This window comes from Streptomyces griseiscabiei, from assembly GCF_020010925.1.
Taxonomy (GTDB): domain Bacteria; phylum Actinomycetota; class Actinomycetes; order Streptomycetales; family Streptomycetaceae; genus Streptomyces; species Streptomyces griseiscabiei.
The window spans coordinates 1076764-1097758 of record NZ_JAGJBZ010000001.1 but is presented as its reverse complement, the minus strand read 5'-3'; the positions used below and the strand labels follow the sequence as shown (position 1 = coordinate 1097758).

The window sequence follows — 20995 nt, the reverse complement described above, 5'->3', positions numbered from 1 at the left end:
CAAACGCCGAGACACCCATGGCCGGTCAAGAATTCTTCGACTCCGCGGACCGCAAGCGGCGGCCCGTCGCCGATCACACGGCGGCCGAGCCCCTTGCGGCGGAAGAGACACGCCCCTCCTGCGATCCCGCCTTCAAACACGGCGTCGTCGTCGGCTTCGACGGCTCGACGTCCAGTGAGCGCGCCCTCGCGTACGCCATCGGCATGGCCCGCCGCTCAGGCTCGGGCCTGATCATCGTGCATGTCGCCAACCGGCTGCCCACGACCGTGTGGGCCGGCTGCGAGCCACCCGTCTTCGTCGACGTCCCCGACCACCGGACCGAAGTGCTCGGGCTGGAGCTGGCCTGCGCCGACTATCTCGCCGAAGTGCCCTGGATCCTCGTCGAGCGCGGTGGCGACATCTGCCACGAACTCGAAGAGGTGGGACGGGAGTACGAGGCCGACGCGATCGTCGTCGGGTCGACGCACGGGCTCGTGGGGCGGCTCTTCGGGTCGGTCGCGGGGCGGCTCGCGAAGCGGGCGCAGCGGCCCGTCATCGTCATTCCCTGACCTTCGGGACGACTTTCGGAAACCCGTAAGTCTACTGGCGCGTAGGGGTGTTTGTGTCCTTGTGAAGGGCATAACCCGCGTGATGCCGGACCGAGTGGTGTGACGGCCACGGTAGTTGGCAGCGGCGCGGGGAGGTTGGGCGACCCTCGGCGTCATGGAACGGACCCCCTTGTGATGGGTGGCATCACGTGGGGGTCCGTCTTCGTCTCTCCTGAGGAGGGACCGCTACTCCACCGTCACCGACTTGGCGAGGTTGCGCGGCTTGTCGATGTCCCGGCCCAGCGCCAACGCCGTGTGGTAGGCGAGGAGTTGGAGGGGGATGCCCATCAGGATCGGGTCCAGCTCGTCCTCGTTCTTGGGGACGACGATCGTCTGGTCGGCCTTCTCCTGCTCGCGGTGGGCGACGGCGAGGATCTTGCCGCTGCGGGCCTTGATCTCCTCCAGCGCGGCGCGGTTCTTCTCCAGCAGGTCGTCGTCGGGGACGATGGCGACCGTCGGGAGGGCGGGCTCGATGAGCGCCAGCGGGCCGTGCTTCAGCTCGGAGGCGGGGTAGGCCTCCGCGTGGATGTAGGAGACCTCCTTGAGCTTCAGGGAGGCCTCACGGGCCACCGGGTAGCCCCGGACGCGGCCGATGAAGAGCATCGAGCGGGCCTCGGCGTACTCCTGGGCCAGCTTCTTGATCGCCTCCTCCTGCTCCAGCATCTCGGCGATCTGCGCGGGCAGCTTGCGCAGGCCCGCGATGATCCGCTTGCCGTCGCGGACGGAGAGGTCACGGGTGCGGCCCAGGTGCAGCGCCAGCAGGGCGAAGGCGACCGTGGTGTTGGTGAAGCACTTGGTGGAGACGACGCAGACCTCGGGGCCCGCGTGGACGTAGATGCCGCCGTCCGCCTCACGGGCGATCGCGGAGCCGACCACGTTCACCACGCCCAGCACCCGCGCGCCCTTGCGCTTCAGCTCCTGCACGGCCGCCAGCACGTCGTACGTCTCGCCGGACTGGGAGACGGCGATGTACAGGGTGTCGGGGTCGACGACCGCGTTGCGGTAGCGGAACTCCGACGCCGGCTCGGCGTCGGCGGGGATACGGGCCAGCTCCTCGATCATCTGGGCGCCGATCATGCCCGCGTGGTACGAGGTGCCGCAGCCGAGGATCTTCACGCGGCGGATCTGGCGCGCCTCGCGGGCGTCCAGGTTGAGGCCGCCGAGGTGCACGGTGGAGAAGCGGTCGTCGATCCGGCCGCGCAGCACGCGGTCCACGGCGTCGGCCTGCTCGTGGATCTCCTTGTGCATGTACGTGTCGTGGCCGCCCATGTCGTACGAGGCGGCCTCCCACTCCACGGTGGTGGGCTCCGCCGTGGTGCGGGTGCCCTCGGTGGTGTAGGTGCGGAAGTCGTCGGCCTTGAGGGTGGCCATCTCGCCGTCGTCGAGGGTGACGATCTGGCGGGTGTGGGCGACCAGTGCCGCTATGTCCGAGGCGACGAACATCTCCTTCTCGCCGATGCCGAGCACGACGGGGGAGCCGTTGCGGGCGACGACGATGCGGTCGTTGAAGTCGGCGTGCATGACGGCGATGCCGTACGTGCCCTCGACGATGCGCAGCGCCTGGCGGACCTTCTCCTCCAGGGTGGTGGCCTGGGAGCGGGCGATGAGGTGGGTGAGGACCTCGGTGTCCGTCTCGGAGAGGAACTCGACGCCGTCGGCTTCGAGCTTCTTCCGCAGGTCGGAAGCGTTGTCGATGATGCCGTTGTGGACGACGGCGACCTTGCTGTCGGCCGACATGTGCGGGTGCGCGTTGACGTCGGAGGGGGCGCCGTGGGTGGCCCAGCGGGTGTGCGCGATGCCGGTGGTGCCCTTGAAGCGCGCGGGGACCTTGGCCTCCAGGTCACGGACGCGGCCCTTGGCCTTGACCATCTTCAGACCGGCCGTCTTGGGCGAGGTGACCACTATGCCCGCCGAGTCGTAGCCCCGGTACTCCAGGCGCTGCAGGCCCTCCAGGAGCAGCGGCGCCACATCGCGCTTGCCGATGTAACCGACAATCCCGCACATATATACGTATCCCCTAGTCGTGGATGTTCAGCCGTAGACGATGCGGCGCAGCTGCCTGAGCGTGAGCTCCGGCGGCGCGACCGCGCGGTACTTCAGGTCCGCCTCGATGCGTTCGAAGATCGTCGCGTTGACCAGGCCCTGGGCCTGGAGCTCGCGGTGGCGGCGACGGACGAACTCCTCGGTCGTCTCGTCGAAGTAGGCGAGCACGTCCTGGACCACCCGCAGTGCCTCGCCCCGGCTGAGGGGTGAGGACCGCGTCAAATGATCAACAAGTTCGTCGTGCACTCGGTAGATCCTGGGGGAAGGGAGAGGGTTACGCAAGAAATCTGCCCGATATCGGGCAGGGTGCTGTTACTGACCCTTGGGGGAACGTTGAATGTGTTATGAGGGCCTGTTCGTGAGCTGTCCATCCGGCGGTCCGCATCCCGTCGCCTGAGGCGACGACTTTCGGACGTCATGGACATTCCTCGTATGGGCGTACCCGAGCAGCTGGCCGAGCGCATGAGCATGGCCGAGCAGCACGAGTACCTGCGCTCCACGTTCTCCCGCCGCTCGATGATCAGAGGCGGCGCCGTCACGCTCGGCGCCGTCGCGGGCGGCGCGTTCGTGCCGGCCACGGCCCAGGCCGCCACCCCGGCCGCGCTCCGCACCTCCGTCCCCACCCGGGCCCGTACGAGCACCGAGCGCGTCGACGGCTCCCTCGTCGCCCCCTTCGGCCGTCACCTCGCCTTCGGCAACGACCCGCGCACCGAGGTCACCGTCTCCTGGCAGGTCCCGGTCGCCGTGAAGAAGCCGTTCATCCGGATCGGCGCCCACCCGCAGGACCTCTCCCGCCGCATCGACGCCGAGGTCCGCACCCTCTTCACCCCGGCCGGCGTCGGCGCGAGCGGCGATCACACGCAGTACTACGTCCACGCCGAGCTGACCCACCTCAAGCCGGGCCGGACCTACTACTACGGGGTCGGCCACGCCGGCTTCGACCCGGCCGAGCCGCGTCTGCTGGGCACCCTCGGCACCTTCATCACCGCCCCCGCCCACAAGGCGCCCTTCACCTTCACCGCCTTCGGCGACGAGGGCGTCGGCTACCACGGCCTCGCCAACAACAGCCTGCTGCTCGGCCAGAACCCGGCCTTCCACCTGCACGCCGGTGACATCGCCTACGCCGACCCGGCCGGGCAGGGCAAGACCGCCGACACCGGCTTCGACTCCCGGGTGTGGGACCAGTTCCTGGCCCAGACCGAGTCCGTCGCCAAGTCCGTGCCGTGGATGCCCGCCTACGGCAACCACGACATGGAGGCCTGGTACTCGCCCAACGGCTACGGCGGCGAGGAGGCCCGCTGGAACCTCCCCGACAACGGCCCCGACCGGAAGAACCTGCCGGGCGTCTACTCCTTCGTCTACGGCAACACGGCCGTCATCTCCCTCGACGCCAACGACATCTCCTTCGAGATCCCGGCCAACCTCGGCATCTCCGGCGGCACCCAGACCAAGTGGCTGGAGGCGCGGCTGAAGAAGTTCCGCGCCTCCCGTGACATCGACTTCGTCGTGGTCTTCTTCCACCACTGCGCGTACTGCACCTCCACGGCGCACGCCTCGGAAGGCGGCGTGCGACAGGAGTGGGTGCCGCTGTTCGAGAAGTACTCGGTGGACCTGGTCATCAACGGCCACAACCACCAGTACGAGCGCACCGACGTCATCAAGGGCGGCGCGGTGAGGAAGAAGCTCCCGATCGGCGGCACGGCGTACCCGGAGACCGAGGGCGTGGTCTATGTCACGGCGGGCGCGGCCGGCCGCAGCCTCTACGCCTTCAGCGCCCCGCTGTCCTACGAGGGCCACGAGAACGAGGTCGAGTCGGTCTCCTCGTACATCAACGTGAAGGACGGCAAGCAGAACGAGACCGTCGCCTGGTCGCGGGTGCGCTACCTCGACTACTCCTTCCTGCGGGTGGACGTGAAGCCCGCGCCGAAGGGGCACTACGCCACGCTGACCGTGCGCGGCATCGCCGAGACCGGCGCGCAGGTCGACCACTTCACGGTGGCGCGCCGGGCCAAGTGACCCCACCCCTCGGTACGGGCGGTCCTCACGCGTGTCACAGGCGCTTGAGGACCGCCTGTTTGGCCAGGGTGAACTCCTCGTCCGTGAGCACCCCGGACCGGTGGAGGTCGCCCAGTTCGCGCAGACGGCGCAGCAGGGCGTCGTGGTCCTCCTCGGGGGCGGGCGTGGCCCGGTCCGCGGCCGGCGGGGGCAGCCGCCCGGGCACGGGGGCCGCCGGATGCGGGAGCCGCGCCTGCACGGCCGCCGCGACCAGGGCCATCAGCGGGTCCTTCTTGAAGCCCCACAGCTCCACGGAGTTGGGGTCGTACTTGGGCGGCGCCTTGGTCGGCGCGTTCCGCACGGAGAAGCGGAGGTGGCCGTTCTCCAGGCCGACCGAGGGCTGCCACTCGACGCCCGCTATGTCCGCCAGGGACAGTGTGCGCGCCCCGGACGCCGCTTTGGAGTCCTCCGTCTTCCAGTTCCACTCCAGGCGTACGTGGTCGCCGTCGAAGCTCGCGGTGCCGTCCCCGGCGGAGACGGAGAGCGGGACCGCCGGGCCGGCCAGCAGATAGGTGTCCACCGCGTCGGTCGGCACCTCGTCCAGCAGCAGCGCGTTGCGGATCTCGTCCACGAAGTACTCGGCGACGCCGTACCAGTCGGAGTCGACGCTCAGCTGGTACGGGTCGTTGGAGTCGGCGAGCCGGCCGCCGGTCGCCTGGAGCAGCGGGTCGGAGCCGTCGCGCAGCCGCAGCCGCAGCCTGCCCGACTTCTTGCCCTGCTCGAAGGAGATGCCCGCCAACGCGCCCAGCGGGACGGAGAGTTCACCGAGGGTCTTGCGGAGCAGACTCACGTTCTTGTCGCGGCCCGGGGTCAGCCGCAGGGTGTCGCCGTCGAAGGTCCATGTGCCGTCCCGCTGGAGGATTTCCGCCATGACAGGGATTGTTCCATCGGTCGGTGGGTGAGATGGTCTAGACCTGAAGGGGTTCTTGCGGGGATGGTGGTGTCGTCCGTTCGGTTGTGGAAGGGAGCACCTTGTGAGACCGCGCCACCGATCGACCCGCCTTCTCGGTTCGCTGCTGCTCGTGGCGGCCGGGATCCTCTCCGTGGGAGCCGCACCCGTGTCCGAGAACCCCGACTCCGGCGCCGACACCGCCACGACTCCGCTCGGGCGGGTGATTCCGGCTCCCGCCTCGGTGCGGGCCGACGGCTCGCCGTACCGGCTGCGGAGCGACGCGCGCATCGTCGTGTCCGGCGGGCCCGAGGTGCGCCGGGTGGGGGAGTACCTCGCCGGGATACTGCGGCCCTCGACCGGGTACCGGCTGCCGCTGACCGAGCGCCAGGAGGCCGGAATCCGCCTGCGGTTGGCCCCCGGGGAGACGGGTCTCGGCCAGGAGGGCTACCGGCTGGAGAGCGGGCACTCCGGTGTCACCCTCACCGCCCGCGCGCCCGCCGGGCTCTTCCACGCCGTGCAGACCCTGCGCCAACTCCTGCCCGCCGCCGTCGAGAAGGACTCCGTGCAGCCCGGCCCCTGGCTGGTCGCGGGCGGCACGATCAAGGACACCCCGCGCTACGGCTGGCGCGGTGTGATGCTGGACGTCTCCCGGCACTTCTTCACCGTGGACCAGGTCAAGCGGTACATCGACCAGGTGGCGCTGTACAAGTTCAACAAGCTGCATCTGCATCTCTCCGACGACCAGGGCTGGCGCATCGCCGTCGACTCCTGGCCGCGCCTGACGACGTACGGCGGCTCCACCCAGGTCGGCGGCGGCCCCGGCGGCTTCTACACCAAGGACGACTACCGGGAGATCGTCCGGTACGCCTCCTCGCGCCATCTGGAGGTCGTCCCCGAGATCGACATGCCCGGCCACACCAACGCGGCCCTCGCGTCCTACGCCGAGCTGAACTGCGACGGGGTCGCGCCGCCGCTCTACACCGGGACCGAGGTCGGGTTCAGCTCCCTGTGCGTCGACAAGGACGTGACGTACGACTTCGTGGACGACGTCGTACGGGAGCTGGCCGCGCTCACGCCGGGGCGGTATCTGCACATCGGCGGGGACGAGGCGCACTCCACCAGCCACGAGGACTATGTGAAGTTCATGGACCGGGTGCAGCCCGTCGTCGAGCGGTACGGGAAGACCGTCGTCGGCTGGCACCAGCTGACCGGGGCGACCCCCGCGCGGGGCGCTCTCGCGCAGTACTGGGGGCTCGACAGCACGGAGGCGGAGGAGAAGGAGCGGGTCGCCGCCGCCGCGCGGAACGGGACCGGGGTCGTTCTGTCGCCGGCCGACCGGATCTATCTCGACATGAAGTACGACAAGGACACGCCGCTGGGCCTCGACTGGGCCGGGTACGTGGATGTGCGGCGGGCGTACGACTGGGATCCGGGGGCGTATCTGGCGGGGGTGCCGGCGGCGGCTGTGCGGGGGGTCGAGGCGCCGTTGTGGACCGAGACGATCGTCTCCTCGGCGGATGTGGAGTACATGGTGTTTCCTCGGCTGCCGGGGGTTGCGGAGTTGGGGTGGTCGCCGAGGGGCGCGCTCGGGTGGGACGGGTATCGGGGGCGGCTCGCCGCGCAGGCTTCGCGGTGGGAGGCGATGGGGGTGGGGTACTTCCGGGCGCCGGGGGTGCCGTGGCCTGCGGCGCGGTAAGGGGTGCGCGGTAGGGGGTGGGGGGTTGCGGGTGCGTCGGCGGGTGCCGGTGCGTGGGGGCTGGTCGCGCAGTTCCCCGCGCCCCTGAAGGCAACGGCCCCTGCGGGCCGTTGAAAAAGCACGGGGCGCAGCCCCTGCTTTTTCAGGGGCGCGGGGAACTGCGCGAGAAGCCCCACCGGGCCGCGGACGAACAGGCGACGGGCACCTCGGAGGACCGTACTCCGAGGTGCCCGTCAGTTCATGGGGCCGGGGGCTACAGGCCCGCTATGGGGTTCTTCAGGGTGCCGATGAGCTGGAGCGCGCCCGCGGGGTCGGCGAGGTCGACCATCTGCTCGTTGTCGCGGAGTTGGAGACGGTTGAGGCAGGAGAGGGCGAACTCGGGGGCGAACAGGTCGTACTGGGCGAACTTGTCGGCCAGTTCGGGCGTCGCGTGCTGGTAGTCACGGACCGTCTCGGCGACCGTGCGCCAGAACTCCTCCTCGTCCAGGACGCCTTCCTCGGCGAGGTTGGCGGCCAGGAAGCGGAAGAAGCAGTCGAAGACGTCGGTGAAGAGGGAGAGGAGTTTCTTGTCCTCGGGGACGTCCACGCGGAGGCGTTCCACCGTCGGCGGGAGCACCGCGTCCGGGTCCATGACGGCGATCTCTTCGGCGATGTCCTTGTAGATCGCCCGCTCGACGACGCCGTCCTTCAGCACCAGGATCACGTTCTCGCCGTGCGGCATGAAGACCAGGTCGTAGGCGTAGAAGCTGTGGAGGAGAGGGGTGAAGTAGGCCCGCAGATAGCGGCGCAGCCACTCCGTGGGGGTCAGGCCCGAGCGGGCGACGAGCGCCGCCGCGAAGCCGTTGCCCTCGTGGTCGACATGGACGAGGGAGGCCATGGTCGCCAGGGACTCGCCCTCCTGGAGGGAGGCCACCGGGCTCTCGCGCCACAGCGCGGCCAGCATCTTGCGGTACGCGGAGTACTTGTCGGTGGCGGCCTCGTACTCCAGGTGCCGGTAGCCGACGGCCGCCCGCTCGCGGATGATCGACAGGCCCGTGGACTTCAGCACCGGGTCGTTGTCGATGAGGCCGGCCAGCCAGTCGTTGATGGCCGGGGTCGCCTCCATGTACGCCGCCGACAGGCCGCGCATGAAGCCCATGTTGAGGACGGACAGGGCGGTCTTGACGTAGTGCTTCTCGGGGGCGGAGCCGTTGAAGAAGGTCCGGATCGACTGCTGGGCCACGTACTCGTCGTCGCCCTCGCCCAGGCACACCAGGTTCCGCTGCGCGACCTCCGCGGCGAAGGTGACGGTGAGCTTGTTCCACCACTGCCAGGGGTGGACCGGGATGAAGAGGTAGTCGGCGGGGTCCAGCTCCAGGCCGGTGAGGACGGAGCGGAAACGGTCGACCGTCGCCGCGCCCAGCTCGTCCCGCAGGAACGTCTCGTACTCGATGCCGACGCCCGCCGTGAACGCCGCCCGGGAGCGGTGCGCGGCCAGCCAGACCAGGCGGACCGGGCTCGCCGTCTCGGGGGCGTACGACAGGTACTCGTGGACGCCGAAGCCGAGGCGGCCGTTGTTGGCGACGAAGCAGGGGTGGCCCTCGGTCATCCCGGTCTCGATGGCCTGGAAGCCGCTGTCGACCAGCTCGGCGACCGGAGTCTGCGGCTTGGTGAGCTTGTAGCAGGTGCCGGCCAGGGTGGAGGAGATCTCCTCCAGATAGACCGGCAGGATCTCGTCGCTCAGGCCGAGGGACTTCTTCAGTTCGATGAAGAAGTCCAGGGCGGCCAGAGGGAGGTCGACGCCGTCTCGTTGACGGGAGATCGAGTCGGCGTCGACCTGCCAGTGGTCGAGGGCGCGCCGGACGGCGGTGAACCCGTAGCGGGTCAGACCGTCGTCGCTGCGGACCTCGAAGCCGCCGTCGGCCGTGGCCTCGGGCGTGATGAGCCGCTCATGGGCGAACTCGGCGAGGGCTTTGCGGATGAGCAGCCGGTTGGCCCGGGCCCAGCGGTGGGGGGACAGATGCGCCACGGCATCGGACAGGGTCATACGGATACTCCTCGGGCAGCCAGGCTCTGGCTGGTCCGGCTGTCGGTGAACTGCTCTCGGGTGCAGAAGCTCAGCAGTGCGCGCTTCTCCGGCTTGTCGATCTCACCGTGGGGGACGAAACCGACGACTTCGTTGAGGGCGTGGACGGCCTTGTTGGACACGTCCGGCTCGACGACGACCCGGTGGGTGGCCGGGTCCTCGAAGAGGTGCGCCATCACGGCGGTGATCACGGCCCGGGTGAAGCCGTGCACCGGGGTGTCCGTCGGCGGCACCAGGAAGTGCATACCGACGTCACCCGGCTCGGGCTCGTACAGGCCGACGAGTTCACGGTGGACGGGGTCGTACCGCTCCATCAGGAAGACGGGCTCGCCGTCCAGCAGCCCCAGCCGGGCCTCCTGGTGCGGGTCGGCCGCGACCTCCATGTACGCCCGCTCGACGTCCTCCAGCCTGGCGTCCTGCATCATCCAGTACGCCGCCTTGGGGTGTGTCACCCAGCGGTGCAGCAGCTCGGCGTCGCTCAGCGGGTCGAGCGGCCGGAAGGTGAAGTCCGCAGCGTGGGCGCTGTCCGCGGCGCTCATACGGCGAACTCCTGGAACGCGATGGTCTTCTCCACCGGGTAGTACTCCGTGCCGAGCAGCTCACGGATGATGTACGCGTTGCGGTACGGGCCCATGCCCAGGTCGGGCGAGGTGATGCTGTGGGTGTGGACGCCGGCGTTCTGCAGGAAGACGCCCCGGCCGGTGGTGTCGATGGCGTAGTTGCGGGCCACGTCGAAGTTGCCCCGGGCGTCGTAGACCAGCCGGTCGCGGACGGGCTTCAGGAACTCCGGCTCGGCGTACTTGTAGCCGGTGGCGAGGATCAGACCCTGCGAGTCGATCGCGAAGTCCTTCTCCTGCTCCTCCTGACGCAGGCCGAGCGTGTAGGTGCCGTTCTCGTGACGGACGCTGTGCAGGGCGGAGTTGGTGAGCAGCCGGGTGGGGAGCGGGCCGCCCAGGCTCTTCTGGTAGAGCAGGTCGAAGATCTCGTTGATGAGGTCCCCGTCGATGCCCTTGAAGAGGCCCTTCTGTTCCTGGGTGAGGCGGTAGCGGGTCGGCTCCGGCAGCTCGCGGAAGTAGTCGATGTACTCCGGGGAGGTCATCTCCAGCGTGAGCTTGGTGTATTCGAGGGGGAAGAAGCGCGGGGAGCGCGTCACCCAGTTCAGCTGGTAGCCGTGGACGTCGATCTCGCCGAGCAGGTCGAGGTAGATCTCGGCGGCCGACTGCCCGGAGCCGACCAGCGTGATCGACTTCTTCCGCTGCAGCTCCCGCTTGTGCGCCATGTAGCGGGAGTTGTGGATCCAGTCGCCGTCCAGGCCGTGTGCCGCCTCCGGGACGTACGGGGGTGTGCCGGTGCCGAGGACGAGGTGACGGGCGCGGAGGACGTCGCCGTCGGCCGTCCGCACGGCGTAGATCTCGTTCTCGTACGTCACCTCCGTCACCGTCGTGTTGAAGCGGACGTTGCTCAGCCGGTTCGCGGCCCAGCGGCAGTAGTCGTCGTACTCGACCCGCAGCGGGTAGAAGTTCTCGCGGATGTAGAACGAGTAGAGACGGCCGGAGTCCTTCAGGTAGTTCAGGAAGGAGTACGGGGACGTCGGGTCGGCGAGGGTGACCAGGTCCGACATGAACGGGGTCTGGAGGTGGGCGCCGTCGAGGAACATCCCCGAGTGCCACTCGAAGGCCGGCTTCGAGTCCAGGAAGATCCCGTCGAGTTCGGCGATGGGCTCGGTGAGGCAGGCGAGGCCGAGGTTGAAGGGTCCCAGCCCGATGCCGATGAAGTCGTGGGTCTTCACGGCGGACACCGCGGATACCGCGGATTCCGCGTACTCGGCGGGTTCAGGAAGCGACGCGGTCAAGGGACTCTCCCAGGTACTGCTCGGCGTGGCCGGCGATCAGATCGAGTACGGCGGCGATGTCGGCGACCGTCGTCTCGGGGTTGAGCAGGGTGAACTTCAGGTAGTGGCGACCGCCGACCTTGGTGCCCGCGACCACGGCGTCGCCGGAGGCGAACAGGGCCTTGCGGGCGTACAGGTTGGCGCGGTCGATCTCGGCCGGGTCGGTGACGGCCTCGGGGATGTAGCGGTAGACCAGCGTGGACAGCCGGGGCTCGACGACCACGTCGTAGCGCGGGTCGGCGGCGAGCATCCGCCAGCCTTCCGCCGCCAGGTCGCAGACCTCGTCGAAGAGCTGCCCGATGCCGTCGGCGCCCATCGTGCGCAGCGTCATCCACAGCTTGAGCGCGTCGAAGCGGCGGGTGGTCTGGAGGGACTTGTCGACCTGGTTGGGGATGCGCTCGGTGACCATCCGGCGCGGGTTGAGGTACTCCGCGTGGTAGGTGGCGTGGCGCAGGGTGTCCCTGTCGCGGACCAGTACGGCGGACGAACTCACCGGCTGGAAGAAGGACTTGTGGTAGTCGACGGTGACGGAGTCGGCGCGCTCGATGCCGTCGAGGAGATGGCGGCGCTTGAGCGAGACGAGCAGACCGCAGCCGTAGGCGGCGTCGACGTGCATCCAGGTGTCGTACTGGGCGCACAGCTCGGCTATCTCGGGCAGCGGGTCGATGGAGCCGAAGTCGGTGGTGCCGGAGGTGGCGACGACGGCCATGGGGACGAGACCGTCGTGCCTGCAGCGCTCCAGCTCGCGGGCGAGGGCCATGGTCTGCATGCGCTTGTCGGTGTCCACCGGGACGGTGACGACGGCGTCCTGGCCGAGGCCCAGCAGTTTCGCCGACTTCTTCACGCTGAAGTGGCTGACCTCGGAGGCGAAGATCCGCAGTCTGGCCGTGTCGTCGGTCTTGGCCTCCTCCCGGGCGAGCAGCAGGGCCTGGAGGTTGGACTGGGAGCCGCCGGAGGTGAACACGCCGTCGGCGGCGGGCCCGAAGCCGATGCGCTCGTTGGTCCAGTCGATCAGTTTGCGCTCGATCAGGGTGCCGCCGGCCGACTGGTCCCAGGTGTCCAGGGAGGAGTTGACGGCGGAGAGGACGGCCTCGCCGAGCACGGCCGGGATGACGACCGGGCAGTTGAGGTGGGCGAGATAGCGCGGGTGGTGGAAGTAGACCGCGTCGCGCAGATACACGTCCTCCAGCTCGTCGAGGACGGCGGCCGTGTCGTGCAGCGGCCGGTCGAGGTCGATCTTCTCGATGTGGGGGGAGAGGGCGTCGACGGTGACACCGGTGAACGGTCGGTCGGTGGTGGCGAGTCTGGCCGCCACCCGCTCCACGCCTTCGGTCACGGTGCGGCGGTACCGCTCCGCGGTCGTGTCATTGAGCAGGTGCGAGCGCATGGGGAGGTCCTCCGAGCGGGGCGGTCCGGGTGGGACGGAGAGGTGAGTGGGGGGTGACATCACGTCGTCCAACTTAGGTAAGCCTAACCTAACTAACTTGAGTGGAGCCCGGCCTCGTCCGTGACTGTGGTCACGTCGATGACTCCGGTAACTCGGTTTACTCGCCGCGCTCCCGCAACTGCTCCTCCGTCAGACCCTCACGCCAGTACCCGACGAAGGTGACGCGCCGCTTGTCGATCCCGCGCTCCCGCACGAGATGACGGCGCAACTCCTTCACCCGGCCGGACTCACCGGCGATCCAGGCGTACGGCAGCTCACTGGGCGGCAGTTGGGCGGCGCGGATGGTGTCCAGGGCGGGCGGCGCGCCCTCGTCCCGCACCAGCCAGGTGATCTCGGCGCCGGCCTCGGTCACCAGGTCCTGGATGTCCCCCGGGTGGTGGACCTCCAGCCAGACCCGGGCCGGGGTGCCGGCCGGCAGCGACTCCAGGATCGCGGAGGCGGCGGGCAGCGCCGTGTCGTCGCCCCAGATCAGCACCAGATCGGTGTCGGCCGGGGGCCGGAACCGGATCGCGCGGTTGTCGGCGATCGCGGGCCCGAGCAGGACCACCCGGTGGCCGGGAGCGGCCTGCGAGGCCCACCGCGAGGCGGGCCCGGCGGGCGCGGCGGCCCCCGGCTCGACCCCGTGCAGCACGAAGTCGATGTCGATCCCGACGGTCTCGCCGTGCGCGTCGCGGCGCAGCCCCCGCAGGGTGTACGAGCGCATCACCGCCCGTACGTCGTCCGGCAGTTCCCGCCACGCCTGCCACCAGTCGTCCCCCGACTCGTAGGGCACGGCCGGGACCTCCTGCCCGGGGTGCGGCAGGAACAGCGACAGCGACTGGTCCGCGCCGTCGGAGCGGAAGAACCGCAGGTCGTCCCCCGCGAACGAGACGCGCACGAGGGACGGGCCCAGCCGCTCCGTCCGCGCGACCTGAAGAGAGAAGAAACGGAAGGGGGCGGCTACGGCCGTCGTCATGGGGGCTCCTGGGTGAGGGGCGGGGGCGGGGCGGGTTCGTGGGCGGGTGCGGGTCCGGTGGGGCTTCTCGCGCAGTTCCCCGCGCCCCTAAGAGCAACGGCCCTGCGGGCCGTTGAAAAAGCACGGGGCGCAGCCCCTGCTTTTTCAGGGGCGCGGGGAACTGCGCGACCAGCCCCCACACACCCGCACCCGACCCACGACCTCGGCCCTAGCTGACCTTCTTCGCGTTCTCGATCGCCTCGGCCAGCTCCTCCAGGAGCGGCGCGCACTTGTCGTAGGAGAGGATCGGCTCGGGGTTGCGCCCGATGACCTGCCCGGCCTTCACCGCCGGCAGCTTCTTCCACGTCGCCTCTTCGATCGCGTCCGGCTGGATCGCCGACGTGCGGTTGTCCATGATGATGACGTCCGCGTCGTACTTGTCGACGTTCTCCCAGCTGAGGTTCTCGAACCAACCCCCGCTGGCCTTCAGCACCTCGGCGCTCGGCTCGACGAAGTTCACGCCGAGGGCCTTGAAGTACTCCAGGTCGATGGAGAGGTTCGAACCGGAGACGTAGAAGATGTCCTGGCTGGCGGAGCCGGCGAGCACCTTGATGTCGGGCTTCGCCTTGGTGGCCGCGCGCAGCCGGGCCGCCGCGTCCTCGAACCGCTTCTTGGCGGCGGTGGTCTTCTCGGACTCCGTGTCCGCGCCCAGCGACTTGGCCAGCTCCAGCACGCGCTGCAGCGGTTCGGTCAGCTGGCGGTCGTACACGGAGATGCCGACGCTCGGGGCGAGCTTGGCGATCTTGTCCTTGGAGGCCTCGGGCACGTACCAGAGGGTGCCGGCGTCGTCGAACATCGTGGTGATGAGGACGTCGGGCGCGAGGGCGGCGTACTTCTCGACGCTGAACTCGTCCCAGACGTTGCCGAGGACGGTGACCTTGCCGACGTCGAGGTCGCCGGCCTGGACGTCGGCCTTGCCGTCCGTCGTCTTCGTCGGGCCGAAGACGCCCTTGACGTCGATGCCGTAGTCGAAGAGCGCGGCGGCGACGCCCACGAACGCGACGATGTTCGCCGGGGCCTTGTCGGTCTTGGCGGTCACCCCGCGGTCGTCCTTGAACGACCAGGGGCCGGACTCGGCGGCGGCCGTCTCCTTGCCGGAGCCGGCGCTGCCGCTCGTCGACTTCTCGTCTCCACAGGCGGCGAGCACGGCACCGAGACCGAGGGCGCCACCGGCGGCGAGGATGCCACGGCGGGTGAGGTGAGCGGCTCTGGCGTTGGACATGTGTATGGCTACTTTCGAACGGGGCGGAGTTCCGCCCGGGGGTGAGTTCGAAGGTAGGTTAGCCTAACCTCACTAGTTGTCCAGGGGGTGGTTCCAGGGAGTGGAATGCCCAGGTCCGCCGCCGCCCTAATCTTTGAATTACCTGTGAATCGAAGGTTCTTGAGGTTTGCGGGGATCAGTTGAAACGTAAACCTGTGAAATGTGTCCCTGATGTGCAGGGGGTGTGACCGGGCCGGGCGACCGCCGCACACGGGGTGAAAAGACACCCGGCCCGCCTGTGGCGAGCCGGGTGGAAGAGTGCCGGAGTCGTGTTGTCGCGACTGTTTCCGGCCATCAAATCGAACGTATCCTGTCGGTCAGCCGACCAGTCCCAACTCCCTGGCGATCAGCATCCGCTGCACCTCGCTCGTGCCCTCGCCGATCTCCAGGATCTTGGAATCGCGCCACATCCGGGCGACCGGGTACTCGTTCATGAAGCCGTAGCCGCCGTGGATCTGGGTGGCGTCGCGGGCGTTGTCGACGGCGACGGTGGAGGAGTAGAGCTTCGCCAGGGCCGCCTCCTTCTTGAAGGGTTCGCCGGAGACGAGCCGGGAGGCGGCGTCGCGCCAGGCGAGACGGGCCGTGTGGGCCTTCATCTCCATGTCGGCGATCTTGAACTGGATGGCCTGGTTGGCGCCGATCGGCCGGCCGAACGCGTGCCGTTCCTTCGCGTACTTCACCGACTCGTCCACACAGCCCTGGGCGAGCCCCGTCGCCAGCGCCGAGATGGCGATCCGGCCCTCGTCGAGGATGCGCAGGAACTGGGCGTAGCCGCGCCCCAGTTCACCGAGGAGGTTCTCCGCCGGGACCCGGACGTCCGCGAACGACAGCTCCCGGGTGTCGGAGGCGTTCCAGCCGACCTTGGAGTAGGGGGCGGCCACCGTGAAGCCCGGGGTGCCGGACGGGACGATGATCGAGGAGATCAGGGGCTTGCCGTCCGGGGTGCGCCCGGTGACCGCCGTGACCGTCACCAGGGCCGTGATGTCCGTGCCCGAGTTGGTGATGAAGCACTTGCTGCCGTTGATGACCCACTCGTTCGTCGACTCGTCCAGCCGGGCCGTCGTACGGGTCGCGCCCGCGTCCGAGCCGCCGTCGGGCTCGGTGAGGCCGAACGCGCCCAGCACCTCGCCGGAGCAGAGCCGGGGCAGCCACTCGGCCTTCTGCGCCGGGGTGCCGAAGAGATGGATCGGCATCGTGCCCAGCGACACCCCGGCCTCCAGGGTGATCGCCACGGACGAGTCGACACGGGCCAGCTCCTCCAGCGCGATGCCCAGCGCCAGATAGTCACCGCCCATGCCGCCGTGCTCCTCGGGGAACGGCAGCCCGAACAGCCCCATCCGGCCCATCTCGCGCACGATCTCGTACGGGAACTCGTGCCGCTCGTAGAAGTCGCCGATCTTGGGCGCGACGACCTCGTGCGCGAACTCCTCGACCGTGCGGCGGAGTTCTTCCAACTCGGGAGAGAGGTGGTGGTTCATGGTCACTCCTGGTGGGAGAGGGCTCGTACGGTGCGGGACGGGCTGGGCCGGCCCAGGTGAGCGGCCATCCACGCGCTGGTGGCGACGAGGCGGCCGAGGTCGACTCCCGTGTCGATGCCGAGGCCGTCCAGCATCCACACGAGGTCTTCGGTGGCGAGGTTCCCGGTGGCGGACTTCGCGTACGGGCAGCCGCCGAGGCCGCCGGCGGACGCGTCCACCGTGGTGACGCCGTGGCGCAGCGCCGCGAGGGTGTTGGCGAGGGCCTGGCCGTAGGTGTCGTGGAAGTGCACACCGAGGGAGGAGGCGGGGATGCCCGCCCCGTCCAACTCGGTGAGCAGCGCCCCCACATGGCCCGGTGTCGCCACACCGATCGTGTCGCCGAGGCTCAGTTCGTCGCAGCCCATGTCGAGCAGGGCGCGGCAGACCCCGGTGACCTGGGGGACCGGGACCGCGCCCTCCCAGGGGTCGCCGAAGCACATCGACAGATATCCGCGGACGTGCACGCCCTCCGCCTTCGCCCGGCGGACGACCGGCTCGAACATCGCCAGCGCCTCGTCCACCGTGCGGTTGAGGTTGGCCTTGGCGAAGGACTCGGTGGCACTGGCGAAGACGGCGACGCGGCGGGCGCCGAGGGCGAGCGCGCGGTCGAGGCCGCGCTCGTTGGGGACGAGGACGGGGAGGTCCACGGGAAGCTCGGCGACGCGCGGGAACAGGGCTTCCGCGTCCGCCAGTTGGGGCACCCACTTGGGGTGGACGAAGCTGGTGGCCTCGATGGTGGTGAGGCCCGCGGCGGCCAGGCGGTGGACGAACTCCGCCTTCACCTCGGTGGGCACGGTCGACTTCTCGTTCTGGAGGCCGTCGCGGGCGCCGACCTCGTGGATACGGACGCGGGCGGGCAGGCCGGGTTCGGGGAACGTCATGGGCAGGGCGGTCGTCATCGGGGCACCTCCCCGTTCGCCTCGGGCTCCTCGTGCGGCGCGACCACGGCCAGCACCTGGTCCATGGCGACCGTCGTGCCCGGGGTGACGTCCAGCTCGGTGACGGTCCCGGCGTGCGGGGCGGCGACGACGTGCTCCATCTTCATCGCCTCCACCACCAGCAGGCTCTGCCCGGCGGCCACCTCGTCCCCGACGGCGACCTTCACGACGGTGACCGTGCCGGGCATGGGGGCGGTGAGCGAGTCGGCGCCGGAGCGCGCGGACCGGTTCAGGGAGGCCGCGACGGGGTCGTGGTCGCGCACCTGCCAGGCGTCGCCGTCCCGGCCCAGCCAGCCGGCGGCGTGGTGGAAGGTGTGGCGGACGCCGTCCAGGGTCACCGACACCCGGTCGCCGGTGACCGTGTGCGTACCCCGGGGGTGGTGCGTGACGGGTTCGAGTCCCGTCGCGCGCAGTGCGAAGGCGGGCGGCAGCGACGCACCGCCGAGCCGCCAGCCGCTCGGGACGGAGAAGGGGTCGGTCCAGCCGTCCCCGCGAGGCCTCAGCCCGTGCAGCCGTACGGCCGAGGCCGCCTCGTACACCTCCTCCGGCACCTCCCCGGCGACCAGCCCCGCCACCTCCCGCTCCACCAGCCCGGTGTCCAGCTCGCCCGCCACCACCGCCGGATGGGCCAGCAGTCGTCGCAGGAAGCCGGCGTTCGTCTGGACGCCGAGGGTGACCGTCTCCGCGAGGGCCGCGCGGAGCCGCCGCAGCGCGGTGGGCCGGTCGGGGCCGTACGCGATGACCTTGGAGAGCATCGGGTCGTACAGCGAGCCGACCTCCGTGCCCTCGGTGAGGCCGGAGTCCGTGCGCACGCCGTCGCCGTGGGGCTCGCGCAGCGTCAGGATCGTGCCGCCCGACGGCAGGAACCCGCGCGCGGGGTCCTCGGCGCAGACCCGGGCCTCGACCGCGTGCCCCGTCAGTGTCACGTCCTCCTGGCCGAGGCCCAGCCGCTCGCCCGCCGCGACCCGGAGCTGCCACTCCACCAGGTCGACGCCGGTGACCAGCTCGGTCACCGGGTGCTCGACCTGGAGGCGGGTGTTCATCTCCATGAAGTAGTACGAGGACGGATCGCCGCCGGGGACGATGAACTCGACCGTGCCCGCGCCCGAGTAGCCGCAGGAGCGGGCCGCCTGCACGGCCGCCTCGCCCATCGCGGCCCGGGTCGCCTCGTCGAGCAGGACGCTGGGCGCCTCCTCGATGACCTTCTGGTGGCGGCGCTGCAGGGAGCACTCGCGCTCGCCGAGGTGGATCACGTTCCCGTGGCCGTCGGCGAGGACCTGGATCTCGATGTGCCGGGGCCGGTCGATCCACCGCTCCACGAGGAGGGTGTCGTCGCCGAAGGAGGCGCGGGCCTCGCGGCGGGCGGCGGCGATCTCCTCGCCCAGCACGGCCGCGTCCCGGACCAGCCGCATGCCCTTGCCGCCGCCGCCCGCGCTGGGCTTCAGCAGCACCGGCATGCCGATCTCCCGTGCGGCGTCGGCGAGTTGGGCGTCCGTGAGGCCGCTCCCGCTCGAACCCGGCACCACCGGCACCCCGGCCGCCCGTACCGTCTCCTTGGCGCGGATCTTGTCGCCCATGAGGGAGATGGCGTCGGCGGGCGGCCCGATGAAGACCAGGCCCGCGTCGGCGCACGCCCGCGCGAAGGAGGCGTTCTCCGCGAGGAAGCCGTACCCCGGGTGCACCGCCTGGGCGCCGGTGCGGGCCGCCTCCAGCAGCCGCTCCACGGACAGATAGCTCTCGGCCGCCGGCGCGGGGCCGATCCGTACCGCCGTGTCGGCCTCCCGGACGTGCCGGGCGTCGGCGTCCGCGTCGGAGAAGACGGCGACGGAGCGGACGCCCAGCGCGCGGAGGGTGCGGATGACGCGGACGGCGATCTCGCCGCGGTTCGCCACCAGTACTGTCTCGAACATCTTCGTCCGTCCCCTCACATCCGGAAGACGCCGAACTGGGGGTCACCCAGCGGCGCGTTGGCGCAGGCGGTCAGGGCGAGGCCCAGGACCTGGCGGGTGTCGAGCGGGTCGATGATCCCGTCGTCCCAGAGCCGGGCGGTCGCGTAGTAGGCGTTGCCCTGGCGCTCGTACTGGGCGCGGATCGGGTCCTTGAAGGCGTCCTCGTCCTCGGCGGGCCACGCCTCGCCGCGCGCCTCCAGCTGGTCCCGCTTGACCGTGGCCAGGACGGACGCGGCCTGCTCGCCGCCCATCACGGAGATCTTGGCGCCCGGCCACATCCACAGGAAGCGCGGGGAGTACGCCCGGCCGCACATCGAGTAGTTGCCCGCGCCGTACGAGCCGCCGATGACGACCGTCAGCTTCGGGACCCTCGTACAGGCCACGGCCGTCACCATCTTGGCGCCGTGCTTGGCGATGCCGCCGGCCTCGTAGTCCCGGCCGACCATGAAGCCGGAGATGTTCTGCAGGAACACCAGCGGGATGCCGCGCTGGTCGCACAGCTCGATGAAGTGGGCGCCCTTCTGGGCGGACTCGGAGAACAGGATGCCGTTGTTGGCGACGATCCCGACCGGGTGCCCGTGGATCCGGGCGAAGCCGGTGACCAGGGTCTGCCCGAACTCCGCCTTGAACTCGGCGAACCGCGAACCGTCGACCACGCGCGCGATGACCTCGCGGACGTCGTACGGCGTGCGGGAGTCGACCGGCACCGCGCCGTACAGCGTGTACGGGTCCACCTTGGGCTCGACCACCGGCTCGACCGACCAGGGCAGCGGGCCCCGGGCGGGGAGGGTGGAGACGATGGTCCGCACGATGCGCAGGGCGTGGGCGTCGCTCTCCGCGAGGTGGTCGGTGACGCCGGAGACCCGGGAGTGCACCTCGCCGCCGCCCAGCTCCTCGGCGGTGACGACCTCGCCGGTGGCGGCCTTCACCAGCGGCGGGCCGCCGAGGAAGATGGTCCCCTGCCCCCGGACGATCACGGCCTCGTCGCTCATGGCGGGGACGTACGCGCCGCCGGCGGTGCACGACCCGAGCACGGCGGCGATCTGCGGGATGCCCGCCCCCGACATCCGCGCCTGGTTGTAGAAGATCCGTCCGAAGTGCTCCCTGTCCGGGAACACCTCGTCCTGCATGGGCAGGAAGGCGCCGCCGGAGTCGACCAGGTAGAGACAGGGCAGGCGGTTCTCCAGCGCCACCTCCTGCGCCCGCAGATGCTTCTTCACCGTCATCGGGTAGTACGTGCCGCCCTTGACGGTGGCGTCGTTGGCGACGACCACGCACTCGCGTCCGGAGACCCGCCCGATCCCGGCGATCACCCCGGCGGCCGGTGCCTGTCCGTCGTACAGGCCGTCGGCGGCCAGGGGTGCCAGCTCCAGGAAGGGGGAGCCGGGGTCGAGGAGGGTGTCCACCCGGTCGCGCGGCAGCAGCTTGCCGCGCGCGGTGTGCCGGGCGCGGGCCTTCTCGCCGCCGCCGAGCCGGGCCGCGGCCAGCTTGGCGCGCAGCTCGTCGGCCAGCGCGCGATGGGCCTCCTCGTTGGCCCGCCAGGCTTCCGACGCGGGATCCGCCGCGCTGTGAAGCTCCGGTGCCTCGTGCATCCTGCGAACCCCTCACCTTGTTAATGAGCGTTAACGCATTTCCTTCAGGTTAACGACCGCTAACCTCC

16 protein-coding genes are annotated in these 20995 nt (G+C 70.2%); 3 read left to right on the top strand and 13 right to left on the bottom strand.

Translation table 11 applies throughout. The features are described 5' to 3' along the window. Nucleotides 1-17 precede the first annotated feature (17 nt). Entirely contained in the window at nucleotides 18-548 is a 531-nt protein-coding gene (locus tag J8M51_RS04710; RefSeq protein WP_037703396.1) for a universal stress protein, read from the top strand. Between the two features lie 225 nt (nucleotides 549-773). Here J8M51_RS04710 and glmS read toward each other — a convergent pair whose 3' ends face one another. Continuing rightward, nucleotides 774-2591 (bottom strand): glutamine--fructose-6-phosphate transaminase (isomerizing), encoded by a 1818-nt coding sequence (glmS, locus tag J8M51_RS04705; RefSeq protein WP_086755699.1) that lies wholly within the window; start codon nucleotides 2589-2591, stop codon nucleotides 774-776. Between the two features lie 27 nt (nucleotides 2592-2618). Further along, nucleotides 2619-2876, bottom strand: coding sequence for a hypothetical protein (locus tag J8M51_RS04700; protein WP_086755700.1), 258 nt, complete (start codon nucleotides 2874-2876; stop codon nucleotides 2619-2621). 186 nt (nucleotides 2877-3062) lie between these two features. Here J8M51_RS04700 and J8M51_RS04695 point away from each other — a divergent pair, with 186 nt between their 5' ends. Beyond that, nucleotides 3063-4646, top strand: a complete 1584-nt coding sequence (locus J8M51_RS04695) for a purple acid phosphatase family protein (protein ID WP_256964630.1) — start codon at nucleotides 3063-3065, stop codon at nucleotides 4644-4646. Nucleotides 4647-4680: 34 nt separating this feature from the next. On the opposite strand, the gene J8M51_RS04690 is transcribed toward J8M51_RS04695, so the two are convergent. Next, on the bottom strand, nucleotides 4681-5556 hold the full coding sequence (locus J8M51_RS04690; protein WP_086755702.1) for a DUF4429 domain-containing protein: 876 nt from the start codon (nucleotides 5554-5556) through the stop codon (nucleotides 4681-4683). A gap of 103 nt (nucleotides 5557-5659) precedes the next feature. On the opposite strand from J8M51_RS04690, the gene J8M51_RS04685 reads away from it, so the two are divergent. Continuing rightward, nucleotides 5660-7273: a beta-N-acetylhexosaminidase gene (locus J8M51_RS04685; RefSeq protein ID WP_216591514.1), complete on the top strand. Its 1614-nt coding sequence runs from the start codon at nucleotides 5660-5662 to the stop codon at nucleotides 7271-7273. Between the two features lie 253 nt (nucleotides 7274-7526). On the opposite strand, the gene J8M51_RS04680 is transcribed toward J8M51_RS04685, so the two are convergent. The 10 genes from J8M51_RS04680 to J8M51_RS04635 form a co-directional block, all read right to left on the bottom strand. Next, the gene (locus J8M51_RS04680; protein ID WP_086756869.1) at nucleotides 7527-9299 is read right to left on the bottom strand and encodes an IucA/IucC family protein; all 1773 of its coding nucleotides are present in this window, start codon (nucleotides 9297-9299) and stop codon (nucleotides 7527-7529) included. After that, nucleotides 9296-9877, bottom strand: a complete 582-nt coding sequence (locus J8M51_RS04675) for a GNAT family N-acetyltransferase (protein ID WP_086756868.1) — start codon at nucleotides 9875-9877, stop codon at nucleotides 9296-9298. Before J8M51_RS04675 ends, J8M51_RS04680 begins: the two co-directional genes overlap by 4 nt. After that, entirely contained in the window at nucleotides 9874-11136 is a 1263-nt protein-coding gene (locus J8M51_RS04670) for a lysine N(6)-hydroxylase/L-ornithine N(5)-oxygenase family protein (RefSeq protein WP_086756866.1), read from the bottom strand. Before J8M51_RS04670 ends, J8M51_RS04675 begins: the two co-directional genes overlap by 4 nt. Before the next feature lie 34 nt (nucleotides 11137-11170). Next, entirely contained in the window at nucleotides 11171-12616 is a 1446-nt protein-coding gene (gene desA / locus J8M51_RS04665) for a lysine decarboxylase DesA (RefSeq protein ID WP_086756864.1), read from the bottom strand. A 157-nt stretch (nucleotides 12617-12773) separates the two neighbouring features. After that, on the bottom strand, nucleotides 12774-13631 hold the full coding sequence (locus tag J8M51_RS04660; protein ID WP_086756863.1) for a siderophore-interacting protein: 858 nt from the start codon (nucleotides 13629-13631) through the stop codon (nucleotides 12774-12776). A 208-nt stretch (nucleotides 13632-13839) separates the two neighbouring features. Beyond that, on the bottom strand, nucleotides 13840-14892 hold the full coding sequence (locus J8M51_RS04655) for an ABC transporter substrate-binding protein (RefSeq protein ID WP_086759701.1): 1053 nt from the start codon (nucleotides 14890-14892) through the stop codon (nucleotides 13840-13842). Nucleotides 14893-15248: 356 nt separating this feature from the next. After that, entirely contained in the window at nucleotides 15249-16409 is a 1161-nt protein-coding gene (locus J8M51_RS04650) for an acyl-CoA dehydrogenase family protein (protein ID WP_086759699.1), read from the bottom strand. A gap of 2 nt (nucleotides 16410-16411) precedes the next feature. Next, nucleotides 16412-17347 carry a hydroxymethylglutaryl-CoA lyase gene (locus tag J8M51_RS04645; RefSeq protein ID WP_086759697.1) on the bottom strand — a complete coding sequence of 312 codons (936 nt, stop codon included), beginning with the start codon at nucleotides 17345-17347 and terminating at the stop codon, nucleotides 16412-16414. Next, nucleotides 17344-19296 carry an acetyl/propionyl/methylcrotonyl-CoA carboxylase subunit alpha gene (locus tag J8M51_RS04640; RefSeq protein WP_267298981.1) on the bottom strand — a complete coding sequence of 651 codons (1953 nt, stop codon included), beginning with the start codon at nucleotides 19294-19296 and terminating at the stop codon, nucleotides 17344-17346. The genes J8M51_RS04645 and J8M51_RS04640 overlap by 4 nt, the downstream gene beginning before the upstream one ends. A gap of 14 nt (nucleotides 19297-19310) precedes the next feature. Next, the gene (locus tag J8M51_RS04635) at nucleotides 19311-20927 is read right to left on the bottom strand and encodes a carboxyl transferase domain-containing protein (protein WP_086756904.1); all 1617 of its coding nucleotides are present in this window, start codon (nucleotides 20925-20927) and stop codon (nucleotides 19311-19313) included. Between the last annotated feature and the right edge of the window lie 68 nt (nucleotides 20928-20995).